The organism is Pseudomonas sp. C9D1 (genome assembly GCF_056491235.1).
Window position 1 is genome coordinate 606159 of sequence record NZ_JBSZIE010000002.1, and the last position, 26233, is coordinate 632391.

At 60.7% G+C, this 26233-nt stretch carries 27 protein-coding genes; 14 read left to right on the plus strand and 13 right to left on the minus strand.

The annotated features are described in order from the left end of the window. Positions 1–19 precede the first annotated feature (19 nt). Positions 20–1378 (plus strand): SNIPE associated domain-containing protein, encoded by a 1359-nt coding sequence (locus ACXI0U_RS11035; RefSeq protein WP_043245356.1) that lies wholly within the window; start codon positions 20–22, stop codon positions 1376–1378. 322 nt (positions 1379–1700) lie between these two features. Here the strand turns inward: ACXI0U_RS11035 and ACXI0U_RS11040 are convergent, their stop codons facing one another. Both ACXI0U_RS11040 and ACXI0U_RS11045 read right to left on the minus strand, forming a co-directional pair. Continuing rightward, complete coding sequence (locus tag ACXI0U_RS11040; RefSeq protein ID WP_479550238.1) at positions 1701–2552, minus strand: trypsin-like serine peptidase; 852 nt, start codon at positions 2550–2552, stop codon at positions 1701–1703. A gap of 27 nt (positions 2553–2579) precedes the next feature. Next, positions 2580–3863: a hypothetical protein gene (locus tag ACXI0U_RS11045; RefSeq protein ID WP_479550239.1), complete on the minus strand. Its 1284-nt coding sequence runs from the start codon at positions 3861–3863 to the stop codon at positions 2580–2582. Between the two features lie 246 nt (positions 3864–4109). Here ACXI0U_RS11045 and ACXI0U_RS11050 point away from each other — a divergent pair, with 246 nt between their 5' ends. Together ACXI0U_RS11050 and ACXI0U_RS11055 are read left to right on the plus strand one after the other, a co-directional pair. Beyond that, the gene (locus tag ACXI0U_RS11050; RefSeq protein WP_479550240.1) at positions 4110–4787 is read left to right on the plus strand and encodes a hypothetical protein; all 678 of its coding nucleotides are present in this window, start codon (positions 4110–4112) and stop codon (positions 4785–4787) included. Then, a complete protein-coding gene (locus ACXI0U_RS11055; RefSeq protein WP_479550241.1) occupies positions 4784–5164 on the plus strand; it encodes a hypothetical protein in 381 nt (126 codons plus the stop codon). The genes ACXI0U_RS11050 and ACXI0U_RS11055 overlap by 4 nt, the downstream gene beginning before the upstream one ends. A gap of 141 nt (positions 5165–5305) precedes the next feature. On the opposite strand, the gene ACXI0U_RS11060 is transcribed toward ACXI0U_RS11055, so the two are convergent. Then, on the minus strand, positions 5306–5569 hold the full coding sequence (locus ACXI0U_RS11060; protein ID WP_479550242.1) for a hypothetical protein: 264 nt from the start codon (positions 5567–5569) through the stop codon (positions 5306–5308). A gap of 128 nt (positions 5570–5697) precedes the next feature. On the opposite strand from ACXI0U_RS11060, the gene ACXI0U_RS11065 reads away from it, so the two are divergent. The 4 genes from ACXI0U_RS11065 (at position 5698) to ACXI0U_RS11080 (ending at position 7948) form a co-directional block, all read left to right on the plus strand. Next, complete coding sequence (locus ACXI0U_RS11065) at positions 5698–6069, plus strand: avidin-fold protein (RefSeq protein WP_479551094.1); 372 nt, start codon at positions 5698–5700, stop codon at positions 6067–6069. Positions 6070–6240: 171 nt separating this feature from the next. After that, the gene (locus ACXI0U_RS11070; protein WP_479550243.1) at positions 6241–6546 is read left to right on the plus strand and encodes a hypothetical protein; all 306 of its coding nucleotides are present in this window, start codon (positions 6241–6243) and stop codon (positions 6544–6546) included. A gap of 162 nt (positions 6547–6708) precedes the next feature. Further along, complete coding sequence (locus tag ACXI0U_RS11075) at positions 6709–7362, plus strand: hypothetical protein (protein WP_479550244.1); 654 nt, start codon at positions 6709–6711, stop codon at positions 7360–7362. A 10-nt stretch (positions 7363–7372) separates the two neighbouring features. Next, positions 7373–7948, plus strand: a complete 576-nt coding sequence (locus ACXI0U_RS11080) for a hypothetical protein (protein WP_479550245.1) — start codon at positions 7373–7375, stop codon at positions 7946–7948. Positions 7949–8052: 104 nt separating this feature from the next. Here ACXI0U_RS11080 and ACXI0U_RS11085 read toward each other — a convergent pair whose 3' ends face one another. After that, on the minus strand, positions 8053–10131 hold the full coding sequence (locus ACXI0U_RS11085; protein WP_479550246.1) for a phosphocholine-specific phospholipase C: 2079 nt from the start codon (positions 10129–10131) through the stop codon (positions 8053–8055). 702 nt (positions 10132–10833) lie between these two features. On the opposite strand from ACXI0U_RS11085, the gene ACXI0U_RS11090 reads away from it, so the two are divergent. Then, on the plus strand, positions 10834–11292 hold the full coding sequence (locus ACXI0U_RS11090; RefSeq protein WP_316926047.1) for an anti-virulence regulator CigR family protein: 459 nt from the start codon (positions 10834–10836) through the stop codon (positions 11290–11292). 421 nt (positions 11293–11713) lie between these two features. Here ACXI0U_RS11090 and ACXI0U_RS11095 read toward each other — a convergent pair whose 3' ends face one another. From ACXI0U_RS11095 to ACXI0U_RS11120, 6 genes are all read right to left on the minus strand, one after another. Then, entirely contained in the window at positions 11714–11908 is a 195-nt protein-coding gene (locus ACXI0U_RS11095) for a DnaD domain-containing protein (RefSeq protein WP_184490039.1), read from the minus strand. Between the two features lie 294 nt (positions 11909–12202). Next, the gene (locus ACXI0U_RS11100; RefSeq protein WP_043245336.1) at positions 12203–12598 is read right to left on the minus strand and encodes a hypothetical protein; all 396 of its coding nucleotides are present in this window, start codon (positions 12596–12598) and stop codon (positions 12203–12205) included. A gap of 117 nt (positions 12599–12715) precedes the next feature. After that, positions 12716–13153 carry an HIT family protein gene (locus ACXI0U_RS11105; RefSeq protein ID WP_021220176.1) on the minus strand — a complete coding sequence of 146 codons (438 nt, stop codon included), beginning with the start codon at positions 13151–13153 and terminating at the stop codon, positions 12716–12718. A 128-nt stretch (positions 13154–13281) separates the two neighbouring features. Further along, complete coding sequence (locus ACXI0U_RS11110) at positions 13282–13707, minus strand: GNAT family N-acetyltransferase (RefSeq protein WP_043245332.1); 426 nt, start codon at positions 13705–13707, stop codon at positions 13282–13284. A 116-nt stretch (positions 13708–13823) separates the two neighbouring features. Beyond that, positions 13824–15431 (minus strand): diguanylate cyclase domain-containing protein, encoded by a 1608-nt coding sequence (locus tag ACXI0U_RS11115; protein ID WP_184490042.1) that lies wholly within the window; start codon positions 15429–15431, stop codon positions 13824–13826. A gap of 28 nt (positions 15432–15459) precedes the next feature. Continuing rightward, positions 15460–16296, minus strand: a complete 837-nt coding sequence (locus ACXI0U_RS11120) for a TIGR02285 family protein (RefSeq protein WP_479550247.1) — start codon at positions 16294–16296, stop codon at positions 15460–15462. Positions 16297–16577: 281 nt separating this feature from the next. Here ACXI0U_RS11120 and ACXI0U_RS11125 point away from each other — a divergent pair, with 281 nt between their 5' ends. Beyond that, complete coding sequence (locus ACXI0U_RS11125; protein ID WP_374980710.1) at positions 16578–16859, plus strand: type II toxin-antitoxin system TacA family antitoxin; 282 nt, start codon at positions 16578–16580, stop codon at positions 16857–16859. Here ACXI0U_RS11125 and ACXI0U_RS11130 read toward each other — a convergent pair. After that, entirely contained in the window at positions 16853–18097 is a 1245-nt protein-coding gene (locus ACXI0U_RS11130) for a cation:proton antiporter (RefSeq protein WP_271657974.1), read from the minus strand. The two genes, ACXI0U_RS11125 and ACXI0U_RS11130, sit on opposite strands and share 7 nt — an antisense overlap. Before the next feature lie 439 nt (positions 18098–18536). On the opposite strand from ACXI0U_RS11130, the gene ACXI0U_RS11135 reads away from it, so the two are divergent. Beyond that, the gene (locus ACXI0U_RS11135; protein ID WP_374980709.1) at positions 18537–19676 is read left to right on the plus strand and encodes a mechanosensitive ion channel family protein; all 1140 of its coding nucleotides are present in this window, start codon (positions 18537–18539) and stop codon (positions 19674–19676) included. A 22-nt stretch (positions 19677–19698) separates the two neighbouring features. On the opposite strand, the gene ACXI0U_RS11140 is transcribed toward ACXI0U_RS11135, so the two are convergent. Beyond that, a complete protein-coding gene (locus ACXI0U_RS11140; protein WP_184490046.1) occupies positions 19699–20109 on the minus strand; it encodes a DUF1330 domain-containing protein in 411 nt (136 codons plus the stop codon). Between the two features lie 206 nt (positions 20110–20315). Here ACXI0U_RS11140 and betT point away from each other — a divergent pair, with 206 nt between their 5' ends. From betT to ACXI0U_RS11160, 4 genes are all read left to right on the plus strand, one after another. After that, positions 20316–22289 carry a choline BCCT transporter BetT gene (gene betT / locus ACXI0U_RS11145; protein WP_431484650.1) on the plus strand — a complete coding sequence of 658 codons (1974 nt, stop codon included), beginning with the start codon at positions 20316–20318 and terminating at the stop codon, positions 22287–22289. A gap of 188 nt (positions 22290–22477) precedes the next feature. Next, positions 22478–23452, plus strand: coding sequence for a GlxA family transcriptional regulator (locus ACXI0U_RS11150; RefSeq protein WP_479550248.1), 975 nt, complete (start codon positions 22478–22480; stop codon positions 23450–23452). Positions 23453–23556: 104 nt separating this feature from the next. Then, on the plus strand, positions 23557–24261 hold the full coding sequence (locus ACXI0U_RS11155; RefSeq protein ID WP_374980707.1) for an NAD(P)H-dependent oxidoreductase: 705 nt from the start codon (positions 23557–23559) through the stop codon (positions 24259–24261). Positions 24262–24382: 121 nt separating this feature from the next. Then, entirely contained in the window at positions 24383–25126 is a 744-nt protein-coding gene (locus ACXI0U_RS11160; protein ID WP_479550249.1) for a class I SAM-dependent DNA methyltransferase, read from the plus strand. A gap of 185 nt (positions 25127–25311) precedes the next feature. On the opposite strand, the gene ACXI0U_RS11165 is transcribed toward ACXI0U_RS11160, so the two are convergent. Continuing rightward, positions 25312–25848 carry a hypothetical protein gene (locus ACXI0U_RS11165; RefSeq protein ID WP_271657979.1) on the minus strand — a complete coding sequence of 179 codons (537 nt, stop codon included), beginning with the start codon at positions 25846–25848 and terminating at the stop codon, positions 25312–25314. Positions 25849–26233: the final 385 nt, after the last annotated feature.

Consider the following 26233-nt stretch of genomic DNA (forward strand, 5'->3'; position numbering starts at 1 on the left):
AGAAAAGAGGAAGGAACCTATGTCTTTTAGTGACTACTGGAATGGTCCAGCGCATAAACAGCGGGCTGATGATCTGGACATCCAACTTACCGAACTTCAGGCACGCTATGCGCAGTTGCAGGTGCTCAATAGGAAGATCGGTGCTATGGACGTGCTGGACGTCCAGAAGCTGATTGAACAAGAGAAGGCCAAACTTGCTGCTGTCCGCCAGGAGGTCCAACGTGCCGGCCAGGAAGTAGCAGCGCTTGCGCAACGCTCCACTGATCTGCAAGGGCAGATCCTCGTGTGGGAGGAAACGCTGCTTTTGGAGAGCTTCGCGCTCTACGAACCCAAATTCAAACTGAATGCCAGCCTTGAGTACAAGTCCCGGCTGGACTCTACCCGTGAATACCAAAAAACGATGATAAAGGCTGGCACGGCGGCTACCGGAAACATGGCCTGGACCGTCAATGGCAGCCAAGCCCAAGGGCGCAAGCTTGTAACCGACATGATCAAGCTGGTCATTCGATCGTTTAATAACGAAGCAGACTACTGCGTAGACAACGTCAAATTTGACAACGTAGAGCTGGGCGAGAAGCGCATTCTCAAGTCATTCGAAGCCTGCAACCGCCTAGGCAAAATTATGGACGTGGAAATATCGCGCAAATACCTAGGCCTAAAAATCGATGAGCTACACCTTGCTTACGAATTTCAGATCAAGAAGCAAGAGGAAAAAGAAGAAGCCAAGCGCGCCCGAGAAGAGTTGCGAGAGCAGCAGAAGCTTGAACAGGAGATTCGTGCAGCCCGGGAGAAAATCGCCAAAGAGCGCAAGCACTTCACAACCGCATTGCGTGACCTACAAGCGCGCCTGGATAAAGCAGAATCCGAAGAGGACCGCCTACCCCTTTTGGCCAAGCTTGCTGAAGTTGAGGCTGGCCGGACCGCGCTGGAAAGCGAAGAGAAGCTCATCGACTATCGCGAACAAAATGCCAAGGCCGGCTATGTGTACGTGATCTCGAATATCGGGGCATTCGGCGAGGGGATTTACAAGATTGGTATGACACGCCGCCTGGAACCAATGGATCGTGTCGATGAACTGGGAGATGCATCGGTGCCGTTCTGGTTTGACGTGCACGCAATGGTCTTTTCTGATAACGCCCCGGCGCTGGAGGCAAAACTGCATGAACGCTTTGCTGCGGGCCGCCTAAACAAGGTAAACGGGCGCAAGGAATTCTTCCGAGCGGACATAGCTGAGATCGAGTCGGTCATCCGACAAAGCTACGATGCCGCCGTCGAGGTTACTCACGAAGCACCAGCCGAGCAGTATCGCGAAAGCTTGCGCATGGAGTTGCCCAAGGCCGCAATCCTACAAGCAGAGCATTTTGCGGCGCAGAGCTAGTAGTACAGATTGGCCGCCCGCAAGGTAGTTAAGCTCCCCAGAACGTTTACCAGCCCAGTCATCAAGCAGCTCCATGCTCCTTCAAGCAGTGAATCGGTCGAGTTGATACTCGACCTTTTCCGCAACAGCAAATACGCGCGTCCGCTTTCTCAGTCAATGAAAACATTGCAAAGCGACGTCGACCATGCATGCCTCGAACTACTACATATCAAGCTGGAGCTTTAGCAGCCTAAAGAAACAACAATCTCACAACCATCCACGAATCCTCTAATCATGCTCCCTCACACCTAGGCTCATTATCCCCCAGCAAAATTACAACACCCTACTGCATCCAAGCCATAATCAAATCATACACACCATTATTAATACGGATGCCAGCATTACTACTCGGCCCGCCATATACGTGTATTGCATGAGTAATACGGCGATTATCAGAGTCAAACTCAAATACTGGGCTTCCGCTTTGTCCACCCTCAGTATCAAGACCATAACGAAGCGTATACTGGTCAACACTGTCGACTCTACCAGCATTGAACCATTGCGTACCAAGACGCTTGTCCACTGGATATCCAGCCGTATTAACTATTAGCCCCGAAAGCTGATCATCACTGTAAGACGCCATACCGAACCAACCAAGCTTTTCTCCAACTGGAGCGCCCAACCAAATAACCCCCAGGTCTTGAACCTCTAAGCCTTTCCCTCCCCAACCTTCATGTACATCGAAGCGCGTTGACTGATAGTAGTTGAATGGCGCCACATTACCCTCCCTACCGGGAACTACATATACTCTCGTAGCCTTACGATTATTTCTGAAACTATAGAGATTATGCCCTGCAGTAATGACAGTTCTTGGACCTGCCAGCCAGCCGGTACCAAGTGTCTGTTGATCATGAAGCCCTTCGATAACCAGCTGACATATACACCTCCATGGAAGTGCTGAGGCATTAGGAACAGGAACTCTATCATCCTTACCAATTGCGCTCTGTGGAAACGCAAATTCAAAGCCACTTGAGTCGCCCAGATTCTCTTGTCGCAACCTAGGGGGTAAAGGGCGCTGCTGAAACTGCTGCGCTATAACGCGAGACGAGTTGAACCCCGGCACAAACTCAAGCCGCCCTCCATTATTTGTCTGAAGCATGAAGTCTTCGCGATATCTAACAGAGTCTTCTGACATATTGGACGCCCTCAAAAATATCTTCTATTAACGGGCCGGTTCTGCTCCATCGCTGGAACCACGCGTCCGACCGTCATTAGCTTCAGAGCTGCTAGATTCAGGAGCTATTCCCTCAATAGCGTTGACAGGCTTGGCTGATGAAATACCGACACGCAAGCTCACGAGATCGTTGTTCTTTTCAGCGTTCGCAACGAGGCCACTTTCAGCGGAGACCACTCCATCTTTAGCTCGCAGCTTGTCTAAATCCGACTGAGCTTTAATTCTTGCGATCTCGGCATCCGCAAGCGCCTTCTCTTTGCCGCTCAGATCAATCTTCAACTGCACCACCTCACCAATAGTTTGAAAACCAGCCTTAACTACATTCAGAGGAGCAGAAGCAAGAGCCAGAGCAGAACTTGGGCGATCAGTTGTCACTGATTTCAGCACCCCACTTTGAAGTTTTATGTCGTGAGAATTCTTAACAAACGGCCAGCGATCAACTGGCAATACATAGGTCGGCGAAGCGTTAGGCAAGGCAGCGGAAACTGAGTTTGATGTCCCATCCGGACCGAAAAGTGTCACAGTGAAATTTTGATTTATCCTATAGCAAATGCCAGTCCTGCAAAGTTTCTCCTCATCTGCTAGAGTGACGACCCCATCTTCTAAAGTGCCACTTGAAGACACAGCGATAGCCTCCACAGCACTACTGGCTTTTCTGGTCACGCCCATAACTGACGGCCTGGCCACTTCGATCCGAAAACTACCAGATGAGATAAGCAAACCCAACTTATTGATTGACTTACACTCCTCCACCTCTGCCTCCTCAGCACAAGCCAATCTCTGGCGAGTCCTCAGATAATTGTGAACAGCGTCATTTATCTGCTGATTTATATGCCTTGGGTCTTCAGAGGGATCAAGCAAACCTCTAAACACAAGATTCTGCGCAGAGCCAACCCCGCCACTTTCCTGAGCGAAAATACCTGCAATTTTCGACACAACAACTAAAGTTTCGTCCGTCGAGTCAACCTTCACCGCATCAAGCAAGCCTGAAGCCGCATCTATAGTGACCTGAACATTATCACTACTAAATGAATTACCAGATCGCGTGAGAACAAACTGCCTTGAAGAGTCCCCCAGCAACTCAGGAGCCTTAACACTAAATACAAATGCACCAGAGGACTCTGTAAGCTCCACTGGCAGCAACGACTTCGGCAGCATATATGCTACGCCTGATTTTTCTGTTTGACTTGAAGCGCTTCCAACTATTGTCGTACAGCCACTAAGACCAAATACGACCCCTGCCGCACTGATATAAAAAATCGACTTTTTCATTCCTTGGCTCCTGTTTGGCACGCTATACGGGAGCCTGCCTGAGCTCCCTGCTGTGGCACAGGAGACTATAGGTGCACTTCAAAAAAACACGAGTACTCACCACGCTGGCTTGCTCATCATTGACGCCCAAATATTAACGCCAAAAAATCGACAAACATATTCACCAGCCAAAATCACCCACAACTTGACATCGCAAGACCTTTCACCTACACAAAAAACTCGCCTCCCTTATGCAAGGACTGCAAGATGAGCCAGGCCCCTTCCAACATTGATCAACCCCAAACAGCTAGATGGCAAAGTCTTATATGGACGAAAGCTGCCGGTAATCTTTGGATGTTGGCATTGGGCATCTTGGCTATCCTCTTCATGATTGGAGGTGGAATTCTGCTCATAGTCTGGACACAGAAAAGCACAAACAACCCAGATTTTCTCCTGTGCGGAATGGCACTTGCGGCCTCTACCGTACTCAAAATGGTTTCTGTTTTAGTTGGTGCCGGACTATGTTTCTCAGGCGTTGCAATTTCATTTTTTGCGCATGAAAAATCCACTACGATTAACGCATTTTATGGTCAAGAAGCGATTAAACCATCAGACCCCTTGAATATTAGCCAAGAAACTCACCAGGCAGCAGATCAGCCAAAAAACCCACAGGCTCTACCCCTTACCATTCCGAGAGCCATTTCAAAACCAAGCGCCGCAGTTGCCCTCAGTGCATATTCACCAGGAATAGTAGCTGTGATTTTTGGGAGCATAATCATATCCATATCAAGTATAAAAATCACCTCACTGGATTGCCCAGCAACAACTCATCTCGCATCGAACCTGGAAAAACCACAATTAAGCGGAGCCGACCTAGGGATGGCACCTCCAAAACAGAGAGCGACTAAACCAGAAAACACAAACAACAACGGTGAACACGAGTGAAAACCTTACTATTAGTTATGGCGTCTTCAGCCCTCATACCACTAGGTAGTCATACACAAGCCGACGTACTGGTCGAAGAGATAACGCAGAAAGAAATAAAATGCGCCAAAGCGCGAGATATTAACGAGAAAATATATGCAGTCGCGTACGAATCTATCGCCACAAAGGAAACATATCAGATGGCAATTGCTGCCATCAAAATAGTAGACCAGCAAACCAAATGCAGCACAGGAGATTCATCAATCGCCAATCTAGAAGCAGGCATATCGAGATTCATAGCACTATCCACCCAACAACCCACCCCTAAAAAAACGGGACCAAAAATCAACGTGGAGCTTCTTCCTAACAGAAACGACTCCAACAAATCTGCAAGATAAATATAAAAAACAGAAACCGAGCACAAGCACTTTATCACACATTTTTTGGCACTTTTAGCTCAACCGCATCCCACACATACTGCGGCATAAAGCATGGTGATCATTATTTTTCTGCATAATCTATCGAGTTGACATTGAACTTCAAGCTGGCTCACCCAGCATTGCAGCTTTCATAAACACCAATATACGGTTGAGCACCGATGAACATACGCGCACATCTCTTGAAGGACATCTTAGCGTTACGGAGCAACCGCTCAGGGCGAGCAACAATGGGTAGATCACTGCTTTCATTTTGCTGAGGAATCCATATAAGGTTGATGCGTTCACGGAGCGCTCGATTTCCTTATCACCTATCGATTCTTTTGCCCGAGCGGCGGTACCAGAATTGGGGCGCAGTGTACGCATCGACTCCTCCTGCTTGCAGCAACAAACCAACCATCGCAGCCGAGCATATCCTCAGCACTTTTGGGACTTTGCATCCCCCTATACGCACCGACAGAATCCGCGCCACCAAAGCCATTGAGAGCCACACGATGAGTCGCCCGGTAGTTTCCGAATTCCTTCACGACAGGCTTCACAATCGCTACTTCCGCTCCATCGATAACAAGCACGGGGTGTCGAGCAGCGAGACCGTTTTCCACTATCAGGTGACTGAAGCGGGCATCACCGGGAGTTACCAGGGCGGTCGTATCGCTGCGGGTCATCAGATCGGCCATGTACCGGACGACACCACCTTCGAACTCCTCTACCACTGCGTGACAATTGACGGAGAGCTTCTGGCGGGGTGGTCAAAAGGCCAGGTGGGCCAAGACGCGGAAGGCCGAACGACGCTGTCGTTTGTCTGGGGCTGGCTGAGCGGTGCGGAAGGTGGTGGCGAATCGCACTACGTCGAGACCACCGGTTGATAGCCATCCTGTTGCCGAGCTGATCAGGTCGAGTCGAGCATCAGCCCACGCTCCTGGAAGCTCCGTGGCTGGCTGTAGAACCCTGAATGCCGCATCACCTTCGGCGACGCCGCGTGCTATACCGATCAGGCGAAATACCCGCATCTGAAACGTCAAAAGGAGTCGACGACCATGCCCCACTTTGTCTACAACATCGACGGCACGTCCTCGCGCAAGTGCCAGTGCTCAACCATTCCAAAAACCTGGCTAGGCCACTGGGAGAGAGGAACCGGCCTTACTCTCCCCGCCAAATGCGTAGCGAAGTACTGCGGAAACGTTACCCAGGTCGGCGCCCATGTGCGGGACGACGATGACAAGCGCATCGTGTGGATCGTCCCGTTCTGCCAGTACCACAACAAGCGCCCCAGCAGCCAACCCATCGAGCTCAAGGATGCCGTCACCCTGTGTGGCGGCTCCATGACGATCGACTGCGCATAGTCACGCAGTACCGATTCCCTGCTCATGCACGGCGGCCGCAAACGCTTCCGGTTGCGGCCGCCACTACAAATGTGAGCCTCATAACGCCCCCCGATCAGCACTCAGGCTAATCTGCCCCCACGCTCTTACCCCCACCCGCTACAAACCTGGATCAGGGACGAAATGAAGTTCTCCGATGAAGTCGCAGCCGCCTTTCCGGCCGCCAACCCGATGCCCGCTTTAATGCTGCAAGCCATGCAATTGATGGAGGCACACGGTTGTGTGCGCACCATCGAGTACAGCGGTGCCCGCTATATGACGCTGCACCCGGAGCCCGAGTACAGCGAGATCTCCACCACTTCCTTCCACGTGCCGGACCTGGCCGATACCGCCAGCTGGACCAACAGCGACGACCCGGCGGTGAACGAGCGTCTGCGGATTTTCCTGAGAACCGGCGGTGATGGTTCCTGGGCGGGGCTGTGGCTGGACGACGAGGGGCAGCAGCGCATCGTGCACCTGGGCTCGGGCTCCGGGTCGGTGATGCTGTGCGTGCTGACGCAGAACGTGGAGGACCTGCTGCGTCTACTGGCCATCGGTTACGACGAGCTCTGCTGGCCGGAGCAGTTCGGGGTGACGCCCCAGCAGATCAAGGATATCGACTACGAAGACGCCGACTACCCACCGCCTCCGCAGCTGTTCCGCGAGCATGTCGAGCGCACGCTGGGGCTGAGCATCCCGACGCGCGCGAAGGAGATCGTCCAGAGCACCGCGAGCATGGACGACGATGAGTCGAGCGATCCGTTCTGGAACTGGCTGAAGCGAGTTCGAGGGGATTGATCACACCACCATGGCAAAGGAATTGCGGATGGGCAGGTTTGAACGGAAGCGCCTGGCAGCCTGTGCTGTATTGCTGAGCCTGCTTTCGCCGGTGGTGCTTGGGGATACCGAGGAAAGCGTGGCGGCATATGTTCTCCTCCAGGAACAGCGCATCGCCGAGGAGATCGAGAATATCCCGTCACTGGTGGAGCGATACGCCAGCACCCTCGGCTGCAGCTACGCGATGGACCCCAAGAACGTCGTGCCCTACACCCTCGACCGGAGGGTTCATGTGGCGCTGTATGCCTTGGACCTGGGGTGCAGCGGCGGCTCGCAGATGCAGGCAACTCAGATAGCGGTCGTGACCTATGGGAGCTACGACAAGCTCTATATCAGCCCTGAGCATTCCCGAATCGCGAATAGGCCCCCAAGAATCGTCGACCGGCTTTATCTGGAGGATGGCGCACTGCGCTACGAAGGCAGGAACCTCAGAGGCGAAGATGCGCTGTGCTGCCCGAGCGGGATCGTTCGCGGCACGCTGAAATTCGATGGGAGCATGTGGACGTTCGTGGACGATGCAGAGCCTCAAGAGGGCCATTCCGGATAGGGTCCTTGCCCAGTCTCGAATGCCCACCGCAGTGACTCCCGATCGCAGGAAACCCCTAACCGCCCTCCCCGACCTGGCCCGCCAAAGCGGGCCAGGCCTCCCCCTCAGAAGGTCAACGACCCCAGCCCCATGCCCGGGTCGCTGAAGCCCGTGCGGCCGTCTTCCATGCGCCCGCTGAAGCGGCGCAGGAAGCCTTCCACGCCTTGCGCGCGGACGCTGAAGTCGTACCAATTGCAGCTGCTGCGCAGCGAGTAGCGCACTTCCCTGCGCTGGCCCGGCGGGACGGTGACGGTATGGCTTTCGCCACGGAAGTAGACGTTGTCCTTGATCGTCAGCTTCAGCGGCTGGCGGCCACGGTTGATCAGTTGCACCTGCAGCCTGCCGAGCAGCGGCTGGTAGTCGATGCGCACTTCCGGCAGCGGTGCCTTGCGGTCCGCCGCGTCGCGGCGCAGGTTGCCGCGGAATACGCGCAGGAAGCCGTTCGGACCGTGCACTTCCAGGTGGTAGTCGCCACTGGCGTTACCCGGGAAGCTGTCGTGCAGGCGGCGGTGTGCGCCGACGGTGTAGCGCTTGGGCGCGCTGACGCTGTCCAGCAGGTTGAACACCTGGAACACCGCACCCGCCTTGCCGGTGTTGGCGAAGGTGAGGCTGAGGGCTTCCTCGCCTGCGCGGTAGCGGGCGTGCACGCCGAGTTCATAGGGCAGCGCGCGGGCGCGGCGGATGCCCATTTCCTGCACGGGCATGGCGGCCACGGCCGGCGGCTTGGGTTTCGGCAGCTTGATCTGGCTGGCGACGATGGCGTCGGCCTGGCTGGTGTCCGGTAGCCCTGGGAAGGCGCCGTCGTTGGGCTTGCTGAAGTCGAACGCCGAGGTCAGGTCGCCACACACGGCGCGGCGCCAGGGGCTGATGTTGGGCTCCATCACGCCGAAGCGCTGTTCGAGCAGGCGGATCACCGAGGTGTGGTCGAACACCTGGGAGTTGACCCAGCCGCCCTTGCTCCAGGGCGAGATCACGTACATCGGCACGCGCGGGCCGAGGCCGTAGGGCTGGTTGCGGTAGCGCGTGTCGCCCTTGGTGTGCCATTCGAGGGTGGCGTCGGCGGTGGTCTTGCCGTTCAGCGTGCCGTCGGCGTTGAGGCTCGGTGCGGCTGGCGGTGCCATGTGGTCGAAGAAGCCGTCGTTCTCGTCGAACATCACCAGCAGCGCGGTCTTGCTCCACACCTCGGGGTTGGCGGTGAGCGCGTCCAACACCCAGGCGGTGTACTCGGCACCCCAGATCGGGCTCGAGGGGCCGGGGTGCTCGGAGTACTTGGCCGGCGCCACGATCCACGACACCTGCGGCAGGGTGTTGGCCAGCACGTCGCGCTTGAGGGCGTCGAGCTTCCAGGTGCTGAGGCCGTTGACGATCAGGGGCGAGTCCGGCCCGGCCGCGCGGTACTGGCGGAAGCCGATCAGCGGGTTGTCGGAGAAGTTGTCCGCCATGTCCTGGTACACGCGCCAGCTGATGCCGGCGGCCTGCAGGCGCTCGGGGTAGGTGGTCCAGGTGTAGCCCTGCTCCACCGGGCCGTTGCTGTCGTGGTCGTTGGTGGTCACCGGGCCGCCGTGCTGGCCGAGCGGGTCGTTGGTGCCGCTCCAGAGGAACAGGCGGTTGGGGTTGGTGCCGCCCTGGAAGGAGCAGTGGTAGGCGTCGCAGAGGGTGAAGGCGTTGGCCATCGCGAACTGGAAGGCGATGTCCTGCTCCTTGTAGTAGCCCAGGGAGCGCTCGGTCTTGGCCGGCAGCCACTTGTCCATGCGCCCTTCGTTCCAGGCCTGCTGGGCATCGGGCCAGGTGTGCGGGGTGCCGTCCACGCGCTGGGCGCTGGTGGTGCTGGTGTCGAAGTGGTACGGCAGGATCTCGCCCTTGCTGCCCTTCTGGTGCCACACGCGCTGGCCATCGGGCAGCGGGATAGCCATGCGGTCGCCGAAGCCGCGCACGCCCTTGAGGGTGCCGAAGTAATGGTCGAAGGAGCGGTTTTCCTGCATCAGGATCACCACATGCTCGACGTCCTTGAGGTTGCCGTGCCGGCGGTGCGCGGGGATCGCCAGCGCCGCCTGGATACTGGCCGGCAACAGGCTGCTGGCAACGGTGGCGCCGACCGTGCCGGCCGCCAGCTGGATGAAGCTTCTTCTGCTTTTCGAAATCATCGAGGAACTCACCAGGTCGTATGAGTGGCATAAGGCTGCTGAGCGCTTCCATGACGCCCGGCAGCGAGATGTTCGAACCCAGGCGACGCTAGTGGTGGAAAAAGACGCTTTGGTTTCAACACGCTTTGCAACAACTCTTCACGCCAACGGAATCACATTTCTGATGCATATTTTTGGTCTAGGCCAGCTTTTACTTGACAGCCCCGCCCGCAGACTCTTCCCCCGCTCTAGCCCGGGGCTCGGCACCTGCCAACACCCTGTAGCCCGCACGCAACGCCGCCTTCACCCATTCACCCGAGTGAGGCGGCCAAGTGCCACTGTGGTAGAGACCAATGGCGCCCACACAGGAGGTCTGCCTGCTGGCTGGTGGACGTACCGTCGGGTTGCACCCGACCTACAGGCCCCCTGTAGGGGCGACTTCAGTCGCCAAGCAGCCCGCAGGGTTGCCATAACCATGTGCCCGTCGGCTGCATCGTTTGGTGGATGAAAAGAGCGTCATCCACCCTACACATTGGTCAGCACCGTGGGTTGGGGCGACACCGTAGGATGGGTCGGGCGGCGCTCCGCGAGCGCAGCGAAACCCATCACCACAGATGCCGGGTTGCACCCGACCTACGCGCTGCGATCCATAGCTGACCAAACTCGCGCCCACTACACTTGCAAGAGCCGGTTCGTTCAGCAGGTGCCCTCGGAGGTGATGTGATGTTCAAGCGTAATGCAGTGTTATCCGTGATTCTCGGCCTTGCCTTGGTCGGCTCGGCGCCGGCGCTGCTGGCCGACCCGGGCAACGGCAAAGGCAAACACGACAAGGGCGGCCAGCACGGCAACCAGGGCAACCAGGGCAACCAGGGCAACCAGGGACAGCATGGCCAGGACAACTGGCAGGGCAGCCCCTCGATCGACATCGGCGGCGTGCGGATCATCCTCAACGACAACCGCGGCTACTGGAACCCCGGCCCCTCGCTGCCGCCCGGCATCCAGAAGAACCTGGCGCGGGGCAAGCCGCTGCCACCGGGCATCGCCAAGAAGCTCGACGGCCGCCTGCTGGGCCGCCTGCCCCATTACGAGGGTTATGAGTGGCAGCAAGCCGGCACCGACCTGCTGCTGGTGACCATCGCCACGGGCGTGATCTACGAAGTCCTGCATGACGTACTGGACTGAACCCTAGGGCGGGTGAAACCCGCGAAAACCATGGGACTACGTGCCTGTCGACGGCCTCGCCTGGTGGATGAAAAGAGCGTCATCCACCCTACACATCGGTCAGCACCGTGGGTTGGATCGGCCCCGTAGGATGCGTCGGGCGGGGCTCCGCGAGCGCAGCGAAACCCATCACAGCAAATGCCGGGTTGCACACGCGCCCACCACAGCCCATGTAGGGGCGACTTCAGTCGCCAAGCAGCCCGCAGTGTTGCCATAACCATGTGCCCGTCGGCTGCATCGTTTGGTGGATGAAAAGAGCGCCATCCACCCTACACATCGGTCAGCACCGTGGGTTGGATCGACACCGTAGGATGGGTCGGGCGGCGCTCCGCGAGCGCAGCGAAACCCATCACAGCAAACCGGGTTGCACCCGACCTACCGGCTAAAGCGTGCCCAGGAACGCTGAGAGCGCATCCTCGGGCTGGCTCCCCTCGGCGGCCGCACCAAGCAGCCTGCCGGACTGGAGCTCTGGTTTGGAGCGCACGAAGGCGATGAGCTGCTGCAGCTCAGCCTCGGTCAACGGACGCCCCAGGTAGGTTTCGGCGAATTGGATAATTGTGCTGAGCTGCTCGTCCATGAATCCGCTCCAAAGCAAGGATTGAAGCCAGCAATCTAGACGCGGATCCACAGACTCGCCAGCAGGATTTACTGCGCACAACCGAACCGGGTAGCCGGCATGGAGGCCCATGCGCGCTCGATTCGGTGACTGCAGAATGCTCGTGTTATGCGGGGTCGAGGATGAAAGCCGCGGATAGGGATAAAAACGAAAGTGGAGCCGTCGGCATGCAGGCAAGGCGACGCCTGCCCGCGTGCTTCCGATGCTGGGCACCCGCTTGCGATCAGCAGCGGGCGCTCACCAGCGAAGGTCCGGTCAGATGAAGGCTTGACGGGCCTTGCCACGCGGCAGGCGATTGCGACCAGGCATCTGCGCCAGGCGCTGCTGCCATTCGGCGCGGGCCGATTTGACGGAAGCGGGCTGCGCCACTTCGGCAACGACGACAGTTGCGGGTTTTGCAGGCTTGGCAGGAATAGCGGAAGCAACGGAGGCTTGCGCAGCGACCGGCGCCGCAGCAGCCTTCTCGGCCTTGGCGGCGGCCCGCAGCTCGGCGAGGCTCGGGGTCTTGCGTGCGGGTTCTACGGCCTGTTTCTCGATGGAGCGGAGGCAAAGCTTGCAGGACACCTGGGCGGCATCAGCGCTGCTGTTCTGGCTCGTGGTGGCGCGGCCGCAGGCGGCGGTCTCTGGAGAGGAGGAGTAGTGAATTACCAACGTGTTGTCTCCTGATTTCGGGGCGCGGGATTCTACACGGGCATCCAGGCTGCATGAACCACAGATGACCAGCGGCCCCAATGGCGCAGTCGGCCCCTTCCCCTCCTCCGTTCGCCCCTAGACAGACGCCTGCAGCAATTGCGCGATCTTTTTACGCAGCTCGCCATGCACGTTCTCGTCATAGGGCGGCGCGTTCTTCCAGTCGTAGAACCACACGGGCATGCGGCGCTTCTCTTCGGGCTCCGTGGGGTAGCGCGGGAACAGGTGGCAGTGCAGCTCCGGCTCGGAGTTGCCGAGAATCTCGTAGTTCATGCGCGCGGCGCCGGTGGCCTGCAGCACCGCATCGCCGATACGGGCCATGTCGAGCAAATACTGGGTCCTGGCCTCGATATCCAGGTCGTTGAGGCTCGGCACCACCGGGTCGGGCAGCAGCAGGCAATAGCCGGTGAGGAACTGCACGTCCCCCATCACCGCCCAGCCGGATGGCATGCGGCAGATCACCTTGTCATTGGTGCCATTGCGGGCCATTTCCACACGCTGTGAAATCAGGGACATCGGTCGTCCTTACTGCTGATGGGGTCAGCGGTGCATGGGCCAGGCCTGCGCACCGGGGGCTGGAGTAAACCACTGGCAGCGGCCAGCAGGGAACCCCCGCACCGCTCAAGCACGGGCATTGGCGCGAATCAAACGAGGCGCTTCTGGAAGTAGAAGCGCGTGTGCCCCGGCGGGAAGTCGGCGATCTCGCCGAACGCGGTATAGCCGTGCTTCTGGTAGAAGTCCGGCGCCTGGAAATCGAAGGTGTCCAGCCAGATGCCGACGCAGCCCTTCTCGCGGGCGGCCTCTTCGGCCATGACCATCAGCCGCGACCCCGTACCCTGCCCCTGGGCCTGTTCGGGGATGGCCAGCAGCTCGATGTACAGCCAGCCATAGAAGATCTCGCCGTAGAGCCCACCGATGACCTCATCGCTGTGCTCGTCACGCACCAGCAGGGCCAGGGTGGCGCGCTGCGGGTCCCCGGCGCTGGCCGTGTTATGGGCCCGGAGCGGCCTGAGGATGGCCGCGCGGTCTTCCTCGCTGGGGGTTGCCGTGATGTCGATGCGGGGGCTCATGGGCTAGTCCTTTAGAGGCTATTCATGGGGTTGCGAGCGGCTCTTCCACGAGCCGCGGCGGGCCACTATGTCGGGCCGTGCGTTGGCGCGCAATGGTCCCGTATCGCTGCGCCTCTCTACGCCACCTCTGCCGGCATAAGCTGGCAGACCACCCGGTTGCGCCCCTCCTCCTTCGCCCTGTAGAGCATGGCGTCGGCCGTCGCAAGCAGGTCCCCCGGTTCGCAGCGGTCGGTGCCACTGACGCTGACCGCACCGATGCTCACCGAAACCACCGTGCCGGCCTGGGAGTGGCCGTGGGGAATGGCCAGGGCCACCACCGCCTGGCGCAACTGCTCCAGCAGGGGCGCGGGGTCTTCGCAGGCCGGCAGCAGGATCGCGAACTCCTCGCCGCCATAACGCGCCGCCAGGTCATAGGGGCGGCGCATGGCGCTCTGCAGCACATCCGCCACCGAGCACAAGGCCGTGTCGCCGGCCGCATGCCCGTAGTGGTCGTTGAACGGCTTGAAGAAGTCGACATCCAGCAACGCGACGCTCAAGGGGCTCCTATCCCTGCTGGCCTTGCGGCAGGCCACCCGCAGCGCTTCGTCGAGGGTGCGCCGATTGGCGATGCCGGTCAGGCCGTCGAGCCGGGCCAGCCGCTCCAGGGCCTGCTCGGCGTCACGCCGCACCGTGATGTCGTGCAGCGTCAGCACCGCGCCCTGCTCGGGATCGTCCACATCCAGCAGCTTGAACTGCAGGGTGAACCAGCGGGTGCGCCCATCCTTGCGCAGCAGCTCGCAATCGCCGACGTAGGTGCCGCCGCGCAGCAGCACCGGCATGAAGAAGGACGCCTCCTGCTCGAAGGCCTTGTCGCTGGTGAAGATCACCCGCGTCGACTTGCCCGTCAGCTCACGGGGGCCGTAGCCGAACATCTGCTCGAAGCTGGCGTTGCAACGCAGGATCACGCGCTGGCGGATGAAGGCGATACCGGTGAGGGAGTTGTCGAAGATCGCCTGCTGCTCCAGCAGCGCCTGGTCCAGGTGCAGGGTGCGGCGCGCCACCTCGTCTTCCAAGGCCTCACGCAGGGCGATTTCCTGGCGCTGGTACGCATCCAGCCGCGTCTGCGCATCCTCCAGGGTGCCGGCCAGCACGCTGAGCTCGTCGTTCGCGCGCCGGTCTTCCTCCGTCACCAGCGGCAGCAGGCCCGCCGTCCCTGGGCTGAAGCCACTCAACAAGGTGCTGAGGCGGGTCAGCCGGCGCGTCACCAGCCAGTGGAACAGCCACAGCAGCGCGATGGAGAACACGAACGCCTTCACCCCCTGGGTGAGGACGACGATCAGCCCGCGATCCAGGGTCCGCTGGTAGACCAGGGCCAGGTTGGGCAGCACCCGTAGTTGGCCGACTACCACTGTGCGTGGGCCCAGGTCGTACTCCAGGGGGAACGCCTTCACGCCCTCCTTGCCGTCGAGGCTTTCGCCAATGGCCAGGCGCTGCTCATCGGTGCGCCCGTAGCGCAGCTCCGCGGCGGCCACCCAGGGCGAGCCCACCAGCCCCTTGAGCTGCGCCTCCACCAGGGGGCGGTCGAAGTTCCAGGCAGCCGCCGCGAGCCCTTGCAGATGGCTGTCGCGGACGAAGTTCAGGTGCTCTTCGAGGTCCGCCAGGTCACGTCGATAGTCGAGATACAGCTGCACGGACGTCGCCAGTACCGCGTTGATTGCACTGATCAGCAGCACCCAGGCCAGCATCCGCCTCGCCAGGGGGCGAACCGGTGTTTCAGGGTTGCGCGAAAGGCTTGTGTTCAACGAGAGCTTGCTCATAACTCTGGCGCTCTTCTAGGGGGAGATAGTCGATCAACATGTCTATCCAGGGGGGCCGTGGCCCGGCCTTGACCAGCTGCGCATCGATGTCGCGGATCACCCGCACGCCCCACTCGCTGCGCACGCAGGCGATGTAGCCAAGCGTGTAGGGCGGGTCACCCGCCACCGCCAGCTGCCGCAGCGCGGTACCGGCCATTTCCGGGTGCTGCCGCTGGTACCAGCCCACCTCCAGCGGGTAGGCGAACAGGTAGTCGATCCAGCCAGCCGCCAACTGCTGCAGCGGCGCCCCGAAGTTGACGCCGGCCTTGAGCAGCTGCGGCGGGTAGCCCACCTCGCGCAGCGCCGCGTTGATCTTCGGGGAATACCCACGCCGCTCGCTGACGGCGGTAACCAGCTGGGTATCGGCGAGCAACCGGCGCACATCCACCCGCCCCGCGCCATCGATGTAAGGGGCCACCTGGGGGATGCGGTCCTCGCGGACCAGCACTTTCTGGGCCGACAGGAAGAACACCGGACGGCTGAACAGCATGGCCTTCTCGCGCCCGGGCAACTTGAGCGTGGTGGAGTGGCACACCGGCTCGCCACGCTCCATCAGCGCATAGGCACGCGCGAAGCTGGCTTCCTCGAATTCATGGTGGTATTGCGGCATGTGCTGCTGCAGGTAGCGCAGCATGTCGGCGGCGATGCCCGGGCCGGGCATCTGCGGCCCCACCTCGGTAAAGGGAGGGAAATCGTTGATCAACCAGCGCAGGCGCTCCCCATCGGCATTGGCGGCGCTTACGGCGAACAACAAGCAGCAACCCAGGATTCGAGCCAGCACGACCACAACCCTCTCCAAGGAGGTGTTGTTCCAGTAAAGCAAAGCGAAGCGGCTTGCGCGAACCGGGGCCCAAAGCCTTTTCGGCCCGTCGCTACGGCGCTGTGTCAGGTTGCCTTTCAGGTGCCCGTCACCAAGTCCACTAAGGAGCCATGCGATGTCGGCTGGGCTAGTTCGGACCTCTTGCCCCGCCCACCCTGCAATGGACACTCCAAAAAGCAGAGAGCCAGCGGAGCAAGACACGAGAGGTACAACTGATGAATAACCCCTTGGAACGTAGCAAACCTCTACTCATGGACATGCAGGCCGACGCCAGGAAAAGGAACCTGATCGATACGGCGGCTCAATTGCTTGGCACCGTTCGAACCGGCTCCAACCTTGATGCGGCCTGCAAGCGCGCAGAAGAGATGACCAGGGACCGCAGGCTATTCATGCTGAGCGAAGAGGCATTCGAGCTGTCCGAGAAAGCCCTGGATGCCAATCCCCTAAGGCGCAATGAGTGCCTACAGGAACTGATGTCCAGGCCAAGGCGCTATTGACTGGCCGTGCAGGGAATGACGCGTTTGATCAGTCTACCGATGGACAGGCCCTGAACCAGGATCGAGAAGACCACCACCAGGTAAGTGAGCGAAACGATCACATCTCGGAACTCGCCGGCCGGCAACGACAGTGCCAACGCCACGGAGATGCCGCCTCTCAGCCCTCCCCAGGTCAGCACGCTCCAGGAGCCCTGTGGAAGACGGAAGCGACTGCCCAGTACGGCAATCGGCAGGCCGACGGTCAGCAGGCGCGCGAGCAGGGTGAGGACGACCACCATCAGGCCGGTGACGAACAACGAGTTCGAGAACTGGATCAGGATCACTTCCAGCCCGATCAGCACGAACAACACCGCGTTGAGTATCTCGTCGATGAGCTCCCAGAACATGTCGACGTTCTTCTGGGTCTGCTCGGACATGGCGTAGGAGCGCCCCTGGTTACCGATGATCAGCCCCATCACCACCATCGCCAGCGGCCCGGAGACATGCAGGTGCGTCGCCAGGGCATAGCCCCCCAGAACCGCTGCCAGGGTTATGAGGACTTCTTCCTGGTAGCTGTCGATGCTCTTGAGCATGCGATAGGTGACGTACCCGACCACCGCCCCCAGTAGTGCTCCGCCACCGGCCTCCAATGCCAACAAATGGGCCGCCCCAGTGACCGTGGGCGCCTGCCCGCTGAGCACCATGGCCAGAATCAGCGAAAACAGCACCACACTCACGCCGTCGTTGAACAACGACTCGCCCGCTATCACCAGTTCCACGCTCTTGGGAGCGCCCGCAGACTTCAGGATTCCCATCACTGCAATAGGATCGGTGGGGGAAATCAGCGCGCCAAATACCAGGCAATAGGAAAGTGGCAGTTCAAGATCGATCAGCGATAACACTCCCCAGAGCGAAAAGCCGATGAACAACGTAGAGAGTGTCGTACCGACAACGGCCAGCGAAGCGACTTGCCACCTGTACGTTCGCAACTCAGACAGATTGACATGCAGCGCGCCGGCGAACAGCAGCAAGGACAACATGCCTTGCATGAGCAGCTCGGAGAAGTCGATCGACTCGACCAACGATTGTTCGAGGGCATGAAAGGCGTGAAAGCCAAGTGCATCGGCCGCCATGTTCAACAGTGACAGGCCCAGGGCAATACCCATGACGCCGATTGCAGGGGGAAGGCCCACATAACGTCGATTGAGGTAGGCGAGCAAGGCGGTGATGCAAAGAAATACAGCGGTGATGTCAAGCATGAGAGACGCTTATCCCTATGAAGTTATCCATGGTCTTCTCGACCGGCACGACGAAGTAAGTGCCGCACTGCCCAATAGTGCCGTGAACAAAGGCGCCGGTGAGCCTACAGCATTGAGGGGGATTTTCAACGACGCCATTACATGAGTGTGAACGGTAACCTTGCAATGGTACTTGGCGTTGAATGAAGAGCCTTGGCTCATTCCCATCTTCAGTGGATCGCAAGTCGTGTCGAAGACGATATCCGGGCTGCTTTCCATCTGTTCCAGAACCTATTCGCCGACCGTGCTCTAGTGGCACCGAGGCCGCGGACCACAAGGGTTCTGGATTTAGCGGGACGGGAGATTGCCCGCTACGGCCGGGCTATTCGTTTTGCATTTATTGCCGGCATGTTGTTACGGTGAGCCCCCGTTGAATGACCTATTCAAATCGGAGAACCGGATGCAGCAAGAACTAATGAACTTCATTGTCGACTCTCAGTTCCTTGGCATATCGCTGGCAAGTTGGATGCTGGCGGCCTGCGTCTCGATTGTCAGTTTCGTGCTGGTAAGAAGTGTCATCGCCTATGCACTCAAGCGAATCCGCACGACAAACGAAACACCCAATGGCTCGTTCAGCCATATTGCAGTTCTGGTGCTCTCCGGCACCAGCAACACACTGCTATTACTTGCTTCGTTATTGATTGGCGTCGGCTTTCTCGACTTGCCCGACCGCTGGCTGAGCCGAGTCAGCAGTCTCTGGTTCGCGGTCGCTGCCCTGCAAGTCGGTCTGTGGGCGAATCGTGCTGTCGCACTGGCCTTGATGCGTTACTTCAGGCGCGCTGGCTCCAGCGAGACCTTTCAGGGCAGTGCTCTCGCCACCCTGAGCCTATGGGGCGCAAAGGTACTGCTCTGGGTCGTCGTCGTCTTGGCGATGCTGTCGAACATGGGTGTCAATATCACGGCTTTCATCGCCAGCCTCGGCGTGGGCGGCATTGCCATCGCACTCGCGGTGCAGAACATCCTGGCTGATGTCTTCGCGTCGCTGTCCATCGCAGTGGACAAGCCGTTCGAAGTGGGGGACTTCATCGTCGTCGGCTCGCTTTCGGGAACGGTCGAGCACGTTGGGCTCAAGACAACTCGCATCCGCAGCCTGGGGGGCGAGCAGATCGTGATGGCAAATGCCGAAATGATCGGCAGCACCATTCAGAACTACAAGCGCCTCCAGGAGCGGAGGATCGTTTTCGGAATCGGGCTGACCTATGACTGCTCGCCCGCCCAGGCAAGGGAAGTGCCCAGAAGAATGGAAAAGGTCATCTGCGCCCAGGAGAAGACCCGCTTCGATAGGGCGCACTTCAAGAGCTTCGGCGACAGCGCGCTGGAGTTCGAGGCGGTGTACATCGTGCTCGACCCCGGATACGGAACCTACATGGACATTCAGCAGGCCATCAATCTAGGCCTGATGGAAGAGTTCGCAGAACTGGGGGTCAGCTTCGCCTTCCCTTCCCAGACCCTCTATGTGGCCTCACTGCCAGAGGACATCTCGCTGCAGGTGCAACGCCAGAAGCCCGCTCCGCGGGAGCCGGTGTCCCCGCAGGCGTGAGGGCCATGTTGGCGCCTTCCGTTCAGGCACTGCGCTCGACACTTGCGATCAGCCGTGAATCGTCCAGGGCCGCGGTGCGGTGCACGGTTGCCGCACGGTACTCAGGGTCGGCCAGCATGCCCAGGAACGCCTCCTTCGAGGGATACCGCACCAGGATGATCTCGTCCCACTGCTCGCCTTCCGGGGCGATGAGCGCCGCATGAACGGCTGCGAGCACCTGAATCGCGCCGCCAACCTCGGCGACCTTCCCAACGGCGGTGCGGGAGTACCTGGCATAGGCCTCACGGCCGCTGCAAGCCGCGTGATCGAGGTGCGGCGGATAGTCGGCCGCCGCCCTGAAACGCAGGAGGTTGAGCATCAATATCGGGCTCGCCGAGGGCGTCGCTTGGTCAAAGCGGTCGAGCTGAGTCTTGCTGGGATTCACGCTTGGCATGCCATCACTCCTTTCAACCAGTGGATGACGATGGCGTCCCCGCAGACTGCGGGTCAAGGCACATGCAGCGGGTGAATGCCCGCAGATACGCACGGCTGCCGGATCCATGATGAAACACCAGAGCAAAACACCCCCAGCCGTGGTCTACCTCGCTGTCGGGACGAACCACGACTCTATCCAATGCTGCCCACAAGGACGCACGCGCAATGAATGACCCATCGAAGCCAAAGAGCACGCTCAACCCTCCCGTGTTCTACAGCAGTGCCGTACTCGTCTTGCTGCTGGTGCTCTACGCCGCGCTTTTCCAGGAGCACGCACAAGCGGTGTTCGATGATGTTCAGAACTGGATCATCGTCAACGCCAGCTGGTTCTACATCCTCGCGGTCGCCCTGGTGCTCATCAGCGTGGTGTTCATCGCAGCCAGCCGCTACGGCGACATCAAGCTCGGGCCCGATCACAGTGAACCGGAATACAGAAGCAGCAGCTGGTTCGCCATGCTGTTCTCCGCCGGAATGGGCATCGGCCTGATGTTCTTCGGCGTGGCGGAACCGGTCATGCACTTCATCACCCCGCCCGTAGGGGACGCCGGGACGGTCGCCGCCGCACGGGAGGCGATGAAGATCACCTTCTTCCACTGGGGGCTCCATGCGTGGGCGATCTACGCCATGGTCGCCTTGATCCTCGCCTACTTCAGCTTCCGCCACGGGCTGCCGTTGACCTTGCGCTCGGCACTCTACCCACTGATTGGCGAACGCATCCATGGCCCCATCGGCCACGCGGTCGATGTCTTCGCCATCCTGGGCACCGTATTCGGCGTAGCCACATCCCTGGGGTACGGGGTGCTGCAGATCAACAGCGGCTTCCACCACCTCTTCGGCCTGCCGATCACCCCGGGCATCCAGGTCATGCTCATCGCCGCCACCTGCGCCCTCGCCACAATCTCCGTCGCCAGCGGGCTGAACAAGGGCATCCGGATACTGTCCGAGCTCAACCTCAGCCTGGCGGTGATCCTGATGCTGTTCGTCCTGCTGTTCGGGCCCACGGTCTTCCTGTTGCAGGCCTATGTACAGAACACGGGCGCCTACCTCTCCGACATCGTCAACAAGACCTTCAACCTCTACGCCTACGAGCCCACCGACTGGATCGGTGGCTGGACCTTGCTCTACTGGGGTTGGTGGCTGTCCTGGTCGCCCTTCGTGGGCCTGTTCATCGCGCGCATCTCACGCGGCCGCACGATCCGCGAGTTCGTCTGTGGCGTGCTCTTCGTGCCGGCCGGCTTCACGCTGCTGTGGATGACCATCTTCGGCGACACGGCCATACACATGATCCTCAACGACGGCATGCAGGACCTGGCCGGAATCGTCGGCGAGGACAGCTCGCTGGCATTGTTCGCCTTCCTCGAACACTTCCCGCTCTCGGACGTGATATCCCTGGTGGCCGTGCTGATGGTGGTGGTCTTCTTCGTCACTTCCGCCGACTCGGGAGCACTGGTGGTGGACATGCTCGCCTCCTCGGGGCACTCGCATTCCCCGCTCTGGCAACGCATCTTCTGGTCGGTCAGCATCGGCGTGGTCGCCATCACCCTGCTGCTGGCCAACGGGCTCAAGGCCCTGCAGACGGCCACCATCGCCAGCGCCTTGCCCTTTGCGGCGATTCTCCTGGTGTCCATCTGGGGGCTGTTCAAGGCATTGAACCTCGACGCGACCCGTCGAGGGTTGCGCAACCAGGCGCTACCCGCAGCACGTCATGCACGGCACGCTCACGGCGGCTGGCAGCGACGCCTGCGCAACATCGCCATGCTGCCGCGCCGCGCCCATGTCTCCCGCTTCATTGCCGAGGTGGTCAAGCCTGCCTGCGAGGAAGTGGCGGCAGAGCTGCGCAAGCAAGGCTATGAGGTCGCCGTGAATGAGCGCGATGACGGCCGTGTCTCGCTGGAGGTGTCCCATGCCGGCGAGGGGCGCTTCCTCTATGAAGTGCGGCCCCGCGCGTTCAGCACGCCCAGTTTCGTGATGCGCGATACCGAGGACGGCACCGATGCGCGCAAGTACTTCCGTGCCGAGGTGCACCTTCGCCAGGGCGGCCAGGACTATGACGTCATGGGTTGGAGCCGGGACGACGTGATCGGAGACATCCTCGACCAGTACGAGCGGCACCTGCACTACCTGCACGTAGTGAGCTGAGCCTGGCTCGCAGCGCGTCCGCTCCCCGGCAACCCGAGGGGCGGGCGGCGCGGTTCAGGATCGGGCGACACCACCTTGCCCGGGGGCCAGTGAAGCGGGCCCAGACGATCAGTGAGCGCGTCACACCCTTTGCAGCCAATACCCGCTCCGATGTAAAAACACGCCATTTCCATGCGGATACCGCCAGCATGCCCAGCGTGGCCATCTACCTCTACGAGCAGTGCTACGCCTCCAGCGTCAGCGGTTTTGCCGATGTGATGCAGGTCGCAAACGCGCACCTGGCGGCGCAGGGTTCGGCCGAGCAGTACAGCTGGTCGTTCATCGCCGGGTCGCGCAGCGTCACCGCGAGCAACGGCCTGCCGCTGAAGTCGCGCCGCGCCGAGGTGGACGAGCGCTTCGACATCGTCTACCTCCCCGCCGGGCACTATCAGGGCTACCACGCGTTCAAGGCACTGCTCGACCAGCAGCAGCCGCACTGCAAGTGGCTGGTGCGCCAGTGGGAGCTGGGCGCCGAGCTGATCGCCACCTGCACCGGCACCTTCCTCCTGGCCAGCACCGGCCTGCTCGATGGCCGTGTCGCCACCACCACCTGGTGGCTGGAGGAGCAGTTCCGCTCCTGGTTCCCGGCGGTGGACCTGCAGATGGCGCCGATCCTCACCCAGGCCGACTGGCTGTTCTGCGCCGGCGCGCTGTCGTCCTACCACCTGCAGTCGATCCAGACCATCGAGCGCCACTCCGGCTCGGCCCTGGCGGCGCGCTGCGCAAAGAGCCTGCTGATCGACGTCAGCCAGACGCTGCAGACGCCCTTCCTGCCGCTGCTCGCCCACCGTTCCCACAGCGATGCGCTGGTGCAGCAGGCCCAGGAATACCTGGAGCGCCACCTGGCCGAGCCCATCCGCCTGGCGGACCTGGCCAGGCGCCTGGCGGTGAGCGAGCGCACGCTGATCCGCCGCTTCCAGCTCGCCCTGGAGAAAACGCCCCTCGCCTACCTGCAGAACCTGCGCATCGAAGCGGCCCGAGCGCTGCTGGAAACCGGCAACCAGCGCGTGGAGGACATCGCCCAGGCCGTGGGCTACCTGGACGGCAGCTCCTTCGTGCGGCTGTTCCGCGAGCGTATCGGCCTCACCCCTGCCGCCTACCGGCAAAAATTCCGCTTCGACTGACCGCGTGCGGTTGTCGGCATCCGCATATCGGGCGTCATTTTTGCCTCTGTGACGGCCCGCCCGGGGCCCCTACCCTGGCGTCCATTTCCACCAGAGGTTTCGCCATGAACGTACTGATCGTGCACGCCCACCCCGAGCCGGCGTCCTTCACCTCGGCGCTCTCCCAGGCGGCGGCCGAGCACTTCCGCAGCCTCGGCGCCAGTGTGGAGATCTCGGACCTCTACGCCATGGGCTTCGACCCGGTGGCCAGCGCGCGCGACTTCAGCGAGCGCGCCGACGCCAACTACCTGGTCTATGCCCTGGAGCAGCGCCACGCCGCCAAGAACGGCGCGCTGCACCCCGACATCCAGGCGGAGATCGACAAGATCACCCGCTGCGACCTGCTGGTCCTCAGCTTCCCGGTGTACTGGTACGCCATGCCAGCCATCCTCAAGGGCTGGATCGACCGCGTGTTCATCTCCGGTCTGTTCTACGGCGGGCGGCGCATCTTCGACCAGGGCGGCATGCGCGGAAAACGTGCGCTAGTCTGCGCCACCCTTGGCGGGCGCGAGCGCATGTTCTCCGCCGAAGGCATCCACGATGACCTGCGCGACGTGTTCCGCCCGCTGCTCAAGGGCACCCTGGGCTACACCGGCTTCGACGTGCTCGAGCCCTTCTTCGCCTACCACGTGCCCTACCTCGACGACGCGGTGCGCGGTGCCATCCTCGCCCAATGGCGTCAGCTGCTCGCCGATATCGAAGCCCAGCCGCTGCTGGAGATGCCCCTCACCGGCGACTATGACAGCCACTTCGAGACGCGCATCCGCTGATGCCGGCGCGGCGGCGCCCGTGATCAGGCGGGCTGCCGCTACGGCGCGTCCGGTTTTCGCCAGACCCTGCCCGCAGCTGGGTTAACATGCCGCGCCGAAATTCCCCACGCCCTGGCTGCTTATGTCCTCCAACGCGCTGTACACCGACCTGTCCTCCTATTACGACCTGATGTGCGCCGACATCGACTACCAGGCGCAAAGCCATTGCGTACGCCGCCTGCACCAACTGTTCGGCACCCCGGGGCGTCGCCACCTGGACCTGGCCTGCGGCACCGGCCCGCATGTGCGCCACTTCCTCGATTTCGGTTATCGCAGCGCCGGCCTGGACATCAACCAGCCCATGCTCGACCTCGCCCAGCAGCGCTGCCCGGACGCGCAGTTCAGCTGCCAGGACATGGCCAGCTTCCGCGTCGACGAGCCCCAGGACCTGATCACCTGCTTCCTCTACTCCATCCACTACAACCACGGGCTGGAGCAGCTGCGCGCCTGCCTGGCCAGCGTCCACGCCGCGCTGGCGGAGGGCGGCGTGTTCTGCTTCAACACGGTGGACAAGGGGCAGATCGACAACCGCTCCTTCGTGCGCCATAGCGCGGAGCACGACGGCAGCCGGTTCAGCTTCGGCTCCGGCTGGTACTACAGCGGCGAAGGCGAGCGCCAGGCACTGCGCCTGAGCATCGAGAAAACCACCGTCGGCATCACCCAGAGCTGGCAGGACGAACACCCCATGGTCGCCCTGACCTTCGCCGAGCTGCTGCAGCTGTTGCAGCCGCACTTCGAGGTGCAGGTGTTCGAGCACGACTACGAGCGGATCACCCCCTGGGCTGGCACCTCCGGCAATGCCCTGTTCGTCTGCGTGAAGCGCTGAGCGTCACCGCCGCTACGGAAGCAGGCCTGAGGCCCAGGCGGTCTGGTCGAGCAATACCGGCGGGGGAAATGGACCGTAGATTGCCCGCCGCGCCGGGCTCAAGACTGAGGAAGGCGCGGCTGCAGTGACTATTCCGGTACACCAACGCCCACCTCCAGCAGAGGCAGGCATTCATGCGCAGCGGCTTACTTCACGCTGTACTCGCGGCCCCACAGGCGCACGGCCTTGGGCCCTTCCACCGGGCCCTGGAACACGAACCGCTGCCGTACGCCGGTTTTCGGCGGCACGGTGACTTCCTCGGGGTTTTCCATGGGCACCAGGTTGCTGGAGTAGTCATCCTGATCGATGGCCAGCAAAGCGCCGTTGTGCTGCAGGTTGATCAGGCGCACGGGCTTGTCGGTGAGGTTCTTGAAGCCCAGCAAGGCGCCGAAGTTCTCGTCGGTGGTATCGACCTTGAGCAGCTTGACCTCGACCTTGCCTTCCAACTGGTCGAGCTGGGAGATGACGATGGCACCGTCCGCGCCCTGGGCGGATTCGCGGCCTTCGGTGATGCCCTGAGAGGCACCACCCAGCAGGTTCTTGCCGGCGGAGATGGCGGTGGAAACGGCAGCCTTGGCCGACTCCTTCAGGGTGCTGGCGTCTTCCGCCGGCTCTTCGGCCCACACCGTGGTCGCGCCCAGCAGCAGCGCCAATGCCACGCCAATCCTTGAACTGTTGCCCATGCTCGTTGCTCCTTTGTCTGCGCCGTACGGCCGCGGATTCCTGGGCAGCTTTTTAGCATAGGCGCCGTCCGAAAACAGCCGAGCATGCAGCGCTTTTGACGTTGGGCCTCGCTGCGCTCGACACCAACCTACGACGCTGCCCTCAACCACGTGCTGACCGATGGGTAGGGTGGATGGCGCTCTTTTCATCCACCAGGCGGCGCCATCCGGGAGCACGGTGCCGGGGCAGCCCTGCGGCCTGCTTGGCGACTGAAGTCGCCCCGACAGGTCGAGGCAAGGTGTTAGGCCAATAATCCCTCAATATGGTTACTTCGATCGGCAATAACCACGCACCCTTTAATCTCGTTATTTTCACACTTATTTCACATCAACCCTACACTTTCAC

What these genes read in the sequence shown, in the direction of transcription:
- ACXI0U_RS11035 (WP_043245356.1), top strand. Translation starts at nt 20, where the DNA reads ATGTCTTTTAGTGACTACTGGAATGGTCCAGCGCATAAACAGCGGGCT.
- ACXI0U_RS11040 (WP_479550238.1), bottom strand. Translation starts at nt 2,552, where the DNA reads ATGTCAGAAGACTCTGTTAGATATCGCGAAGACTTCATGCTTCAGACA.
- ACXI0U_RS11045 (WP_479550239.1), bottom strand. Translation starts at nt 3,863, where the DNA reads ATGAAAAAGTCGATTTTTTATATCAGTGCGGCAGGGGTCGTATTTGGT.
- ACXI0U_RS11050 (WP_479550240.1), top strand. Translation starts at nt 4,110, where the DNA reads ATGAGCCAGGCCCCTTCCAACATTGATCAACCCCAAACAGCTAGATGG.
- ACXI0U_RS11060 (WP_479550242.1), bottom strand. Translation starts at nt 5,569, where the DNA reads ATGCGTACACTGCGCCCCAATTCTGGTACCGCCGCTCGGGCAAAAGAA.
- ACXI0U_RS11065 (WP_479551094.1), top strand. Translation starts at nt 5,698, where the DNA reads ATGAGTCGCCCGGTAGTTTCCGAATTCCTTCACGACAGGCTTCACAAT.
- ACXI0U_RS11070 (WP_479550243.1), top strand. Translation starts at nt 6,241, where the DNA reads ATGCCCCACTTTGTCTACAACATCGACGGCACGTCCTCGCGCAAGTGC.
- ACXI0U_RS11075 (WP_479550244.1), top strand. Translation starts at nt 6,709, where the DNA reads ATGAAGTTCTCCGATGAAGTCGCAGCCGCCTTTCCGGCCGCCAACCCG.
- ACXI0U_RS11080 (WP_479550245.1), top strand. Translation starts at nt 7,373, where the DNA reads ATGGCAAAGGAATTGCGGATGGGCAGGTTTGAACGGAAGCGCCTGGCA.
- ACXI0U_RS11085 (WP_479550246.1), bottom strand. Translation starts at nt 10,131, where the DNA reads ATGATTTCGAAAAGCAGAAGAAGCTTCATCCAGCTGGCGGCCGGCACG.
- ACXI0U_RS11090 (WP_316926047.1), top strand. Translation starts at nt 10,834, where the DNA reads ATGTTCAAGCGTAATGCAGTGTTATCCGTGATTCTCGGCCTTGCCTTG.
- ACXI0U_RS11095 (WP_184490039.1), bottom strand. Translation starts at nt 11,908, where the DNA reads ATGGACGAGCAGCTCAGCACAATTATCCAATTCGCCGAAACCTACCTG.
- ACXI0U_RS11105 (WP_021220176.1), bottom strand. Translation starts at nt 13,153, where the DNA reads ATGTCCCTGATTTCACAGCGTGTGGAAATGGCCCGCAATGGCACCAAT.
- ACXI0U_RS11110 (WP_043245332.1), bottom strand. Translation starts at nt 13,707, where the DNA reads ATGAGCCCCCGCATCGACATCACGGCAACCCCCAGCGAGGAAGACCGC.
- ACXI0U_RS11115 (WP_184490042.1), bottom strand. Translation starts at nt 15,431, where the DNA reads ATGCTGGCCTGGGTGCTGCTGATCAGTGCAATCAACGCGGTACTGGCG.
- ACXI0U_RS11125 (WP_374980710.1), top strand. Translation starts at nt 16,578, where the DNA reads ATGAATAACCCCTTGGAACGTAGCAAACCTCTACTCATGGACATGCAG.
- ACXI0U_RS11130 (WP_271657974.1), bottom strand. Translation starts at nt 18,097, where the DNA reads ATGCTTGACATCACCGCTGTATTTCTTTGCATCACCGCCTTGCTCGCC.
- ACXI0U_RS11135 (WP_374980709.1), top strand. Translation starts at nt 18,537, where the DNA reads ATGCAGCAAGAACTAATGAACTTCATTGTCGACTCTCAGTTCCTTGGC.
- ACXI0U_RS11140 (WP_184490046.1), bottom strand. Translation starts at nt 20,109, where the DNA reads ATGCCAAGCGTGAATCCCAGCAAGACTCAGCTCGACCGCTTTGACCAA.
- betT (WP_431484650.1), top strand. Translation starts at nt 20,316, where the DNA reads ATGAATGACCCATCGAAGCCAAAGAGCACGCTCAACCCTCCCGTGTTC.
- ACXI0U_RS11150 (WP_479550248.1), top strand. Translation starts at nt 22,478, where the DNA reads ATGCCCAGCGTGGCCATCTACCTCTACGAGCAGTGCTACGCCTCCAGC.
- ACXI0U_RS11155 (WP_374980707.1), top strand. Translation starts at nt 23,557, where the DNA reads ATGAACGTACTGATCGTGCACGCCCACCCCGAGCCGGCGTCCTTCACC.
- ACXI0U_RS11160 (WP_479550249.1), top strand. Translation starts at nt 24,383, where the DNA reads ATGTCCTCCAACGCGCTGTACACCGACCTGTCCTCCTATTACGACCTG.
- ACXI0U_RS11165 (WP_271657979.1), bottom strand. Translation starts at nt 25,848, where the DNA reads ATGGGCAACAGTTCAAGGATTGGCGTGGCATTGGCGCTGCTGCTGGGC.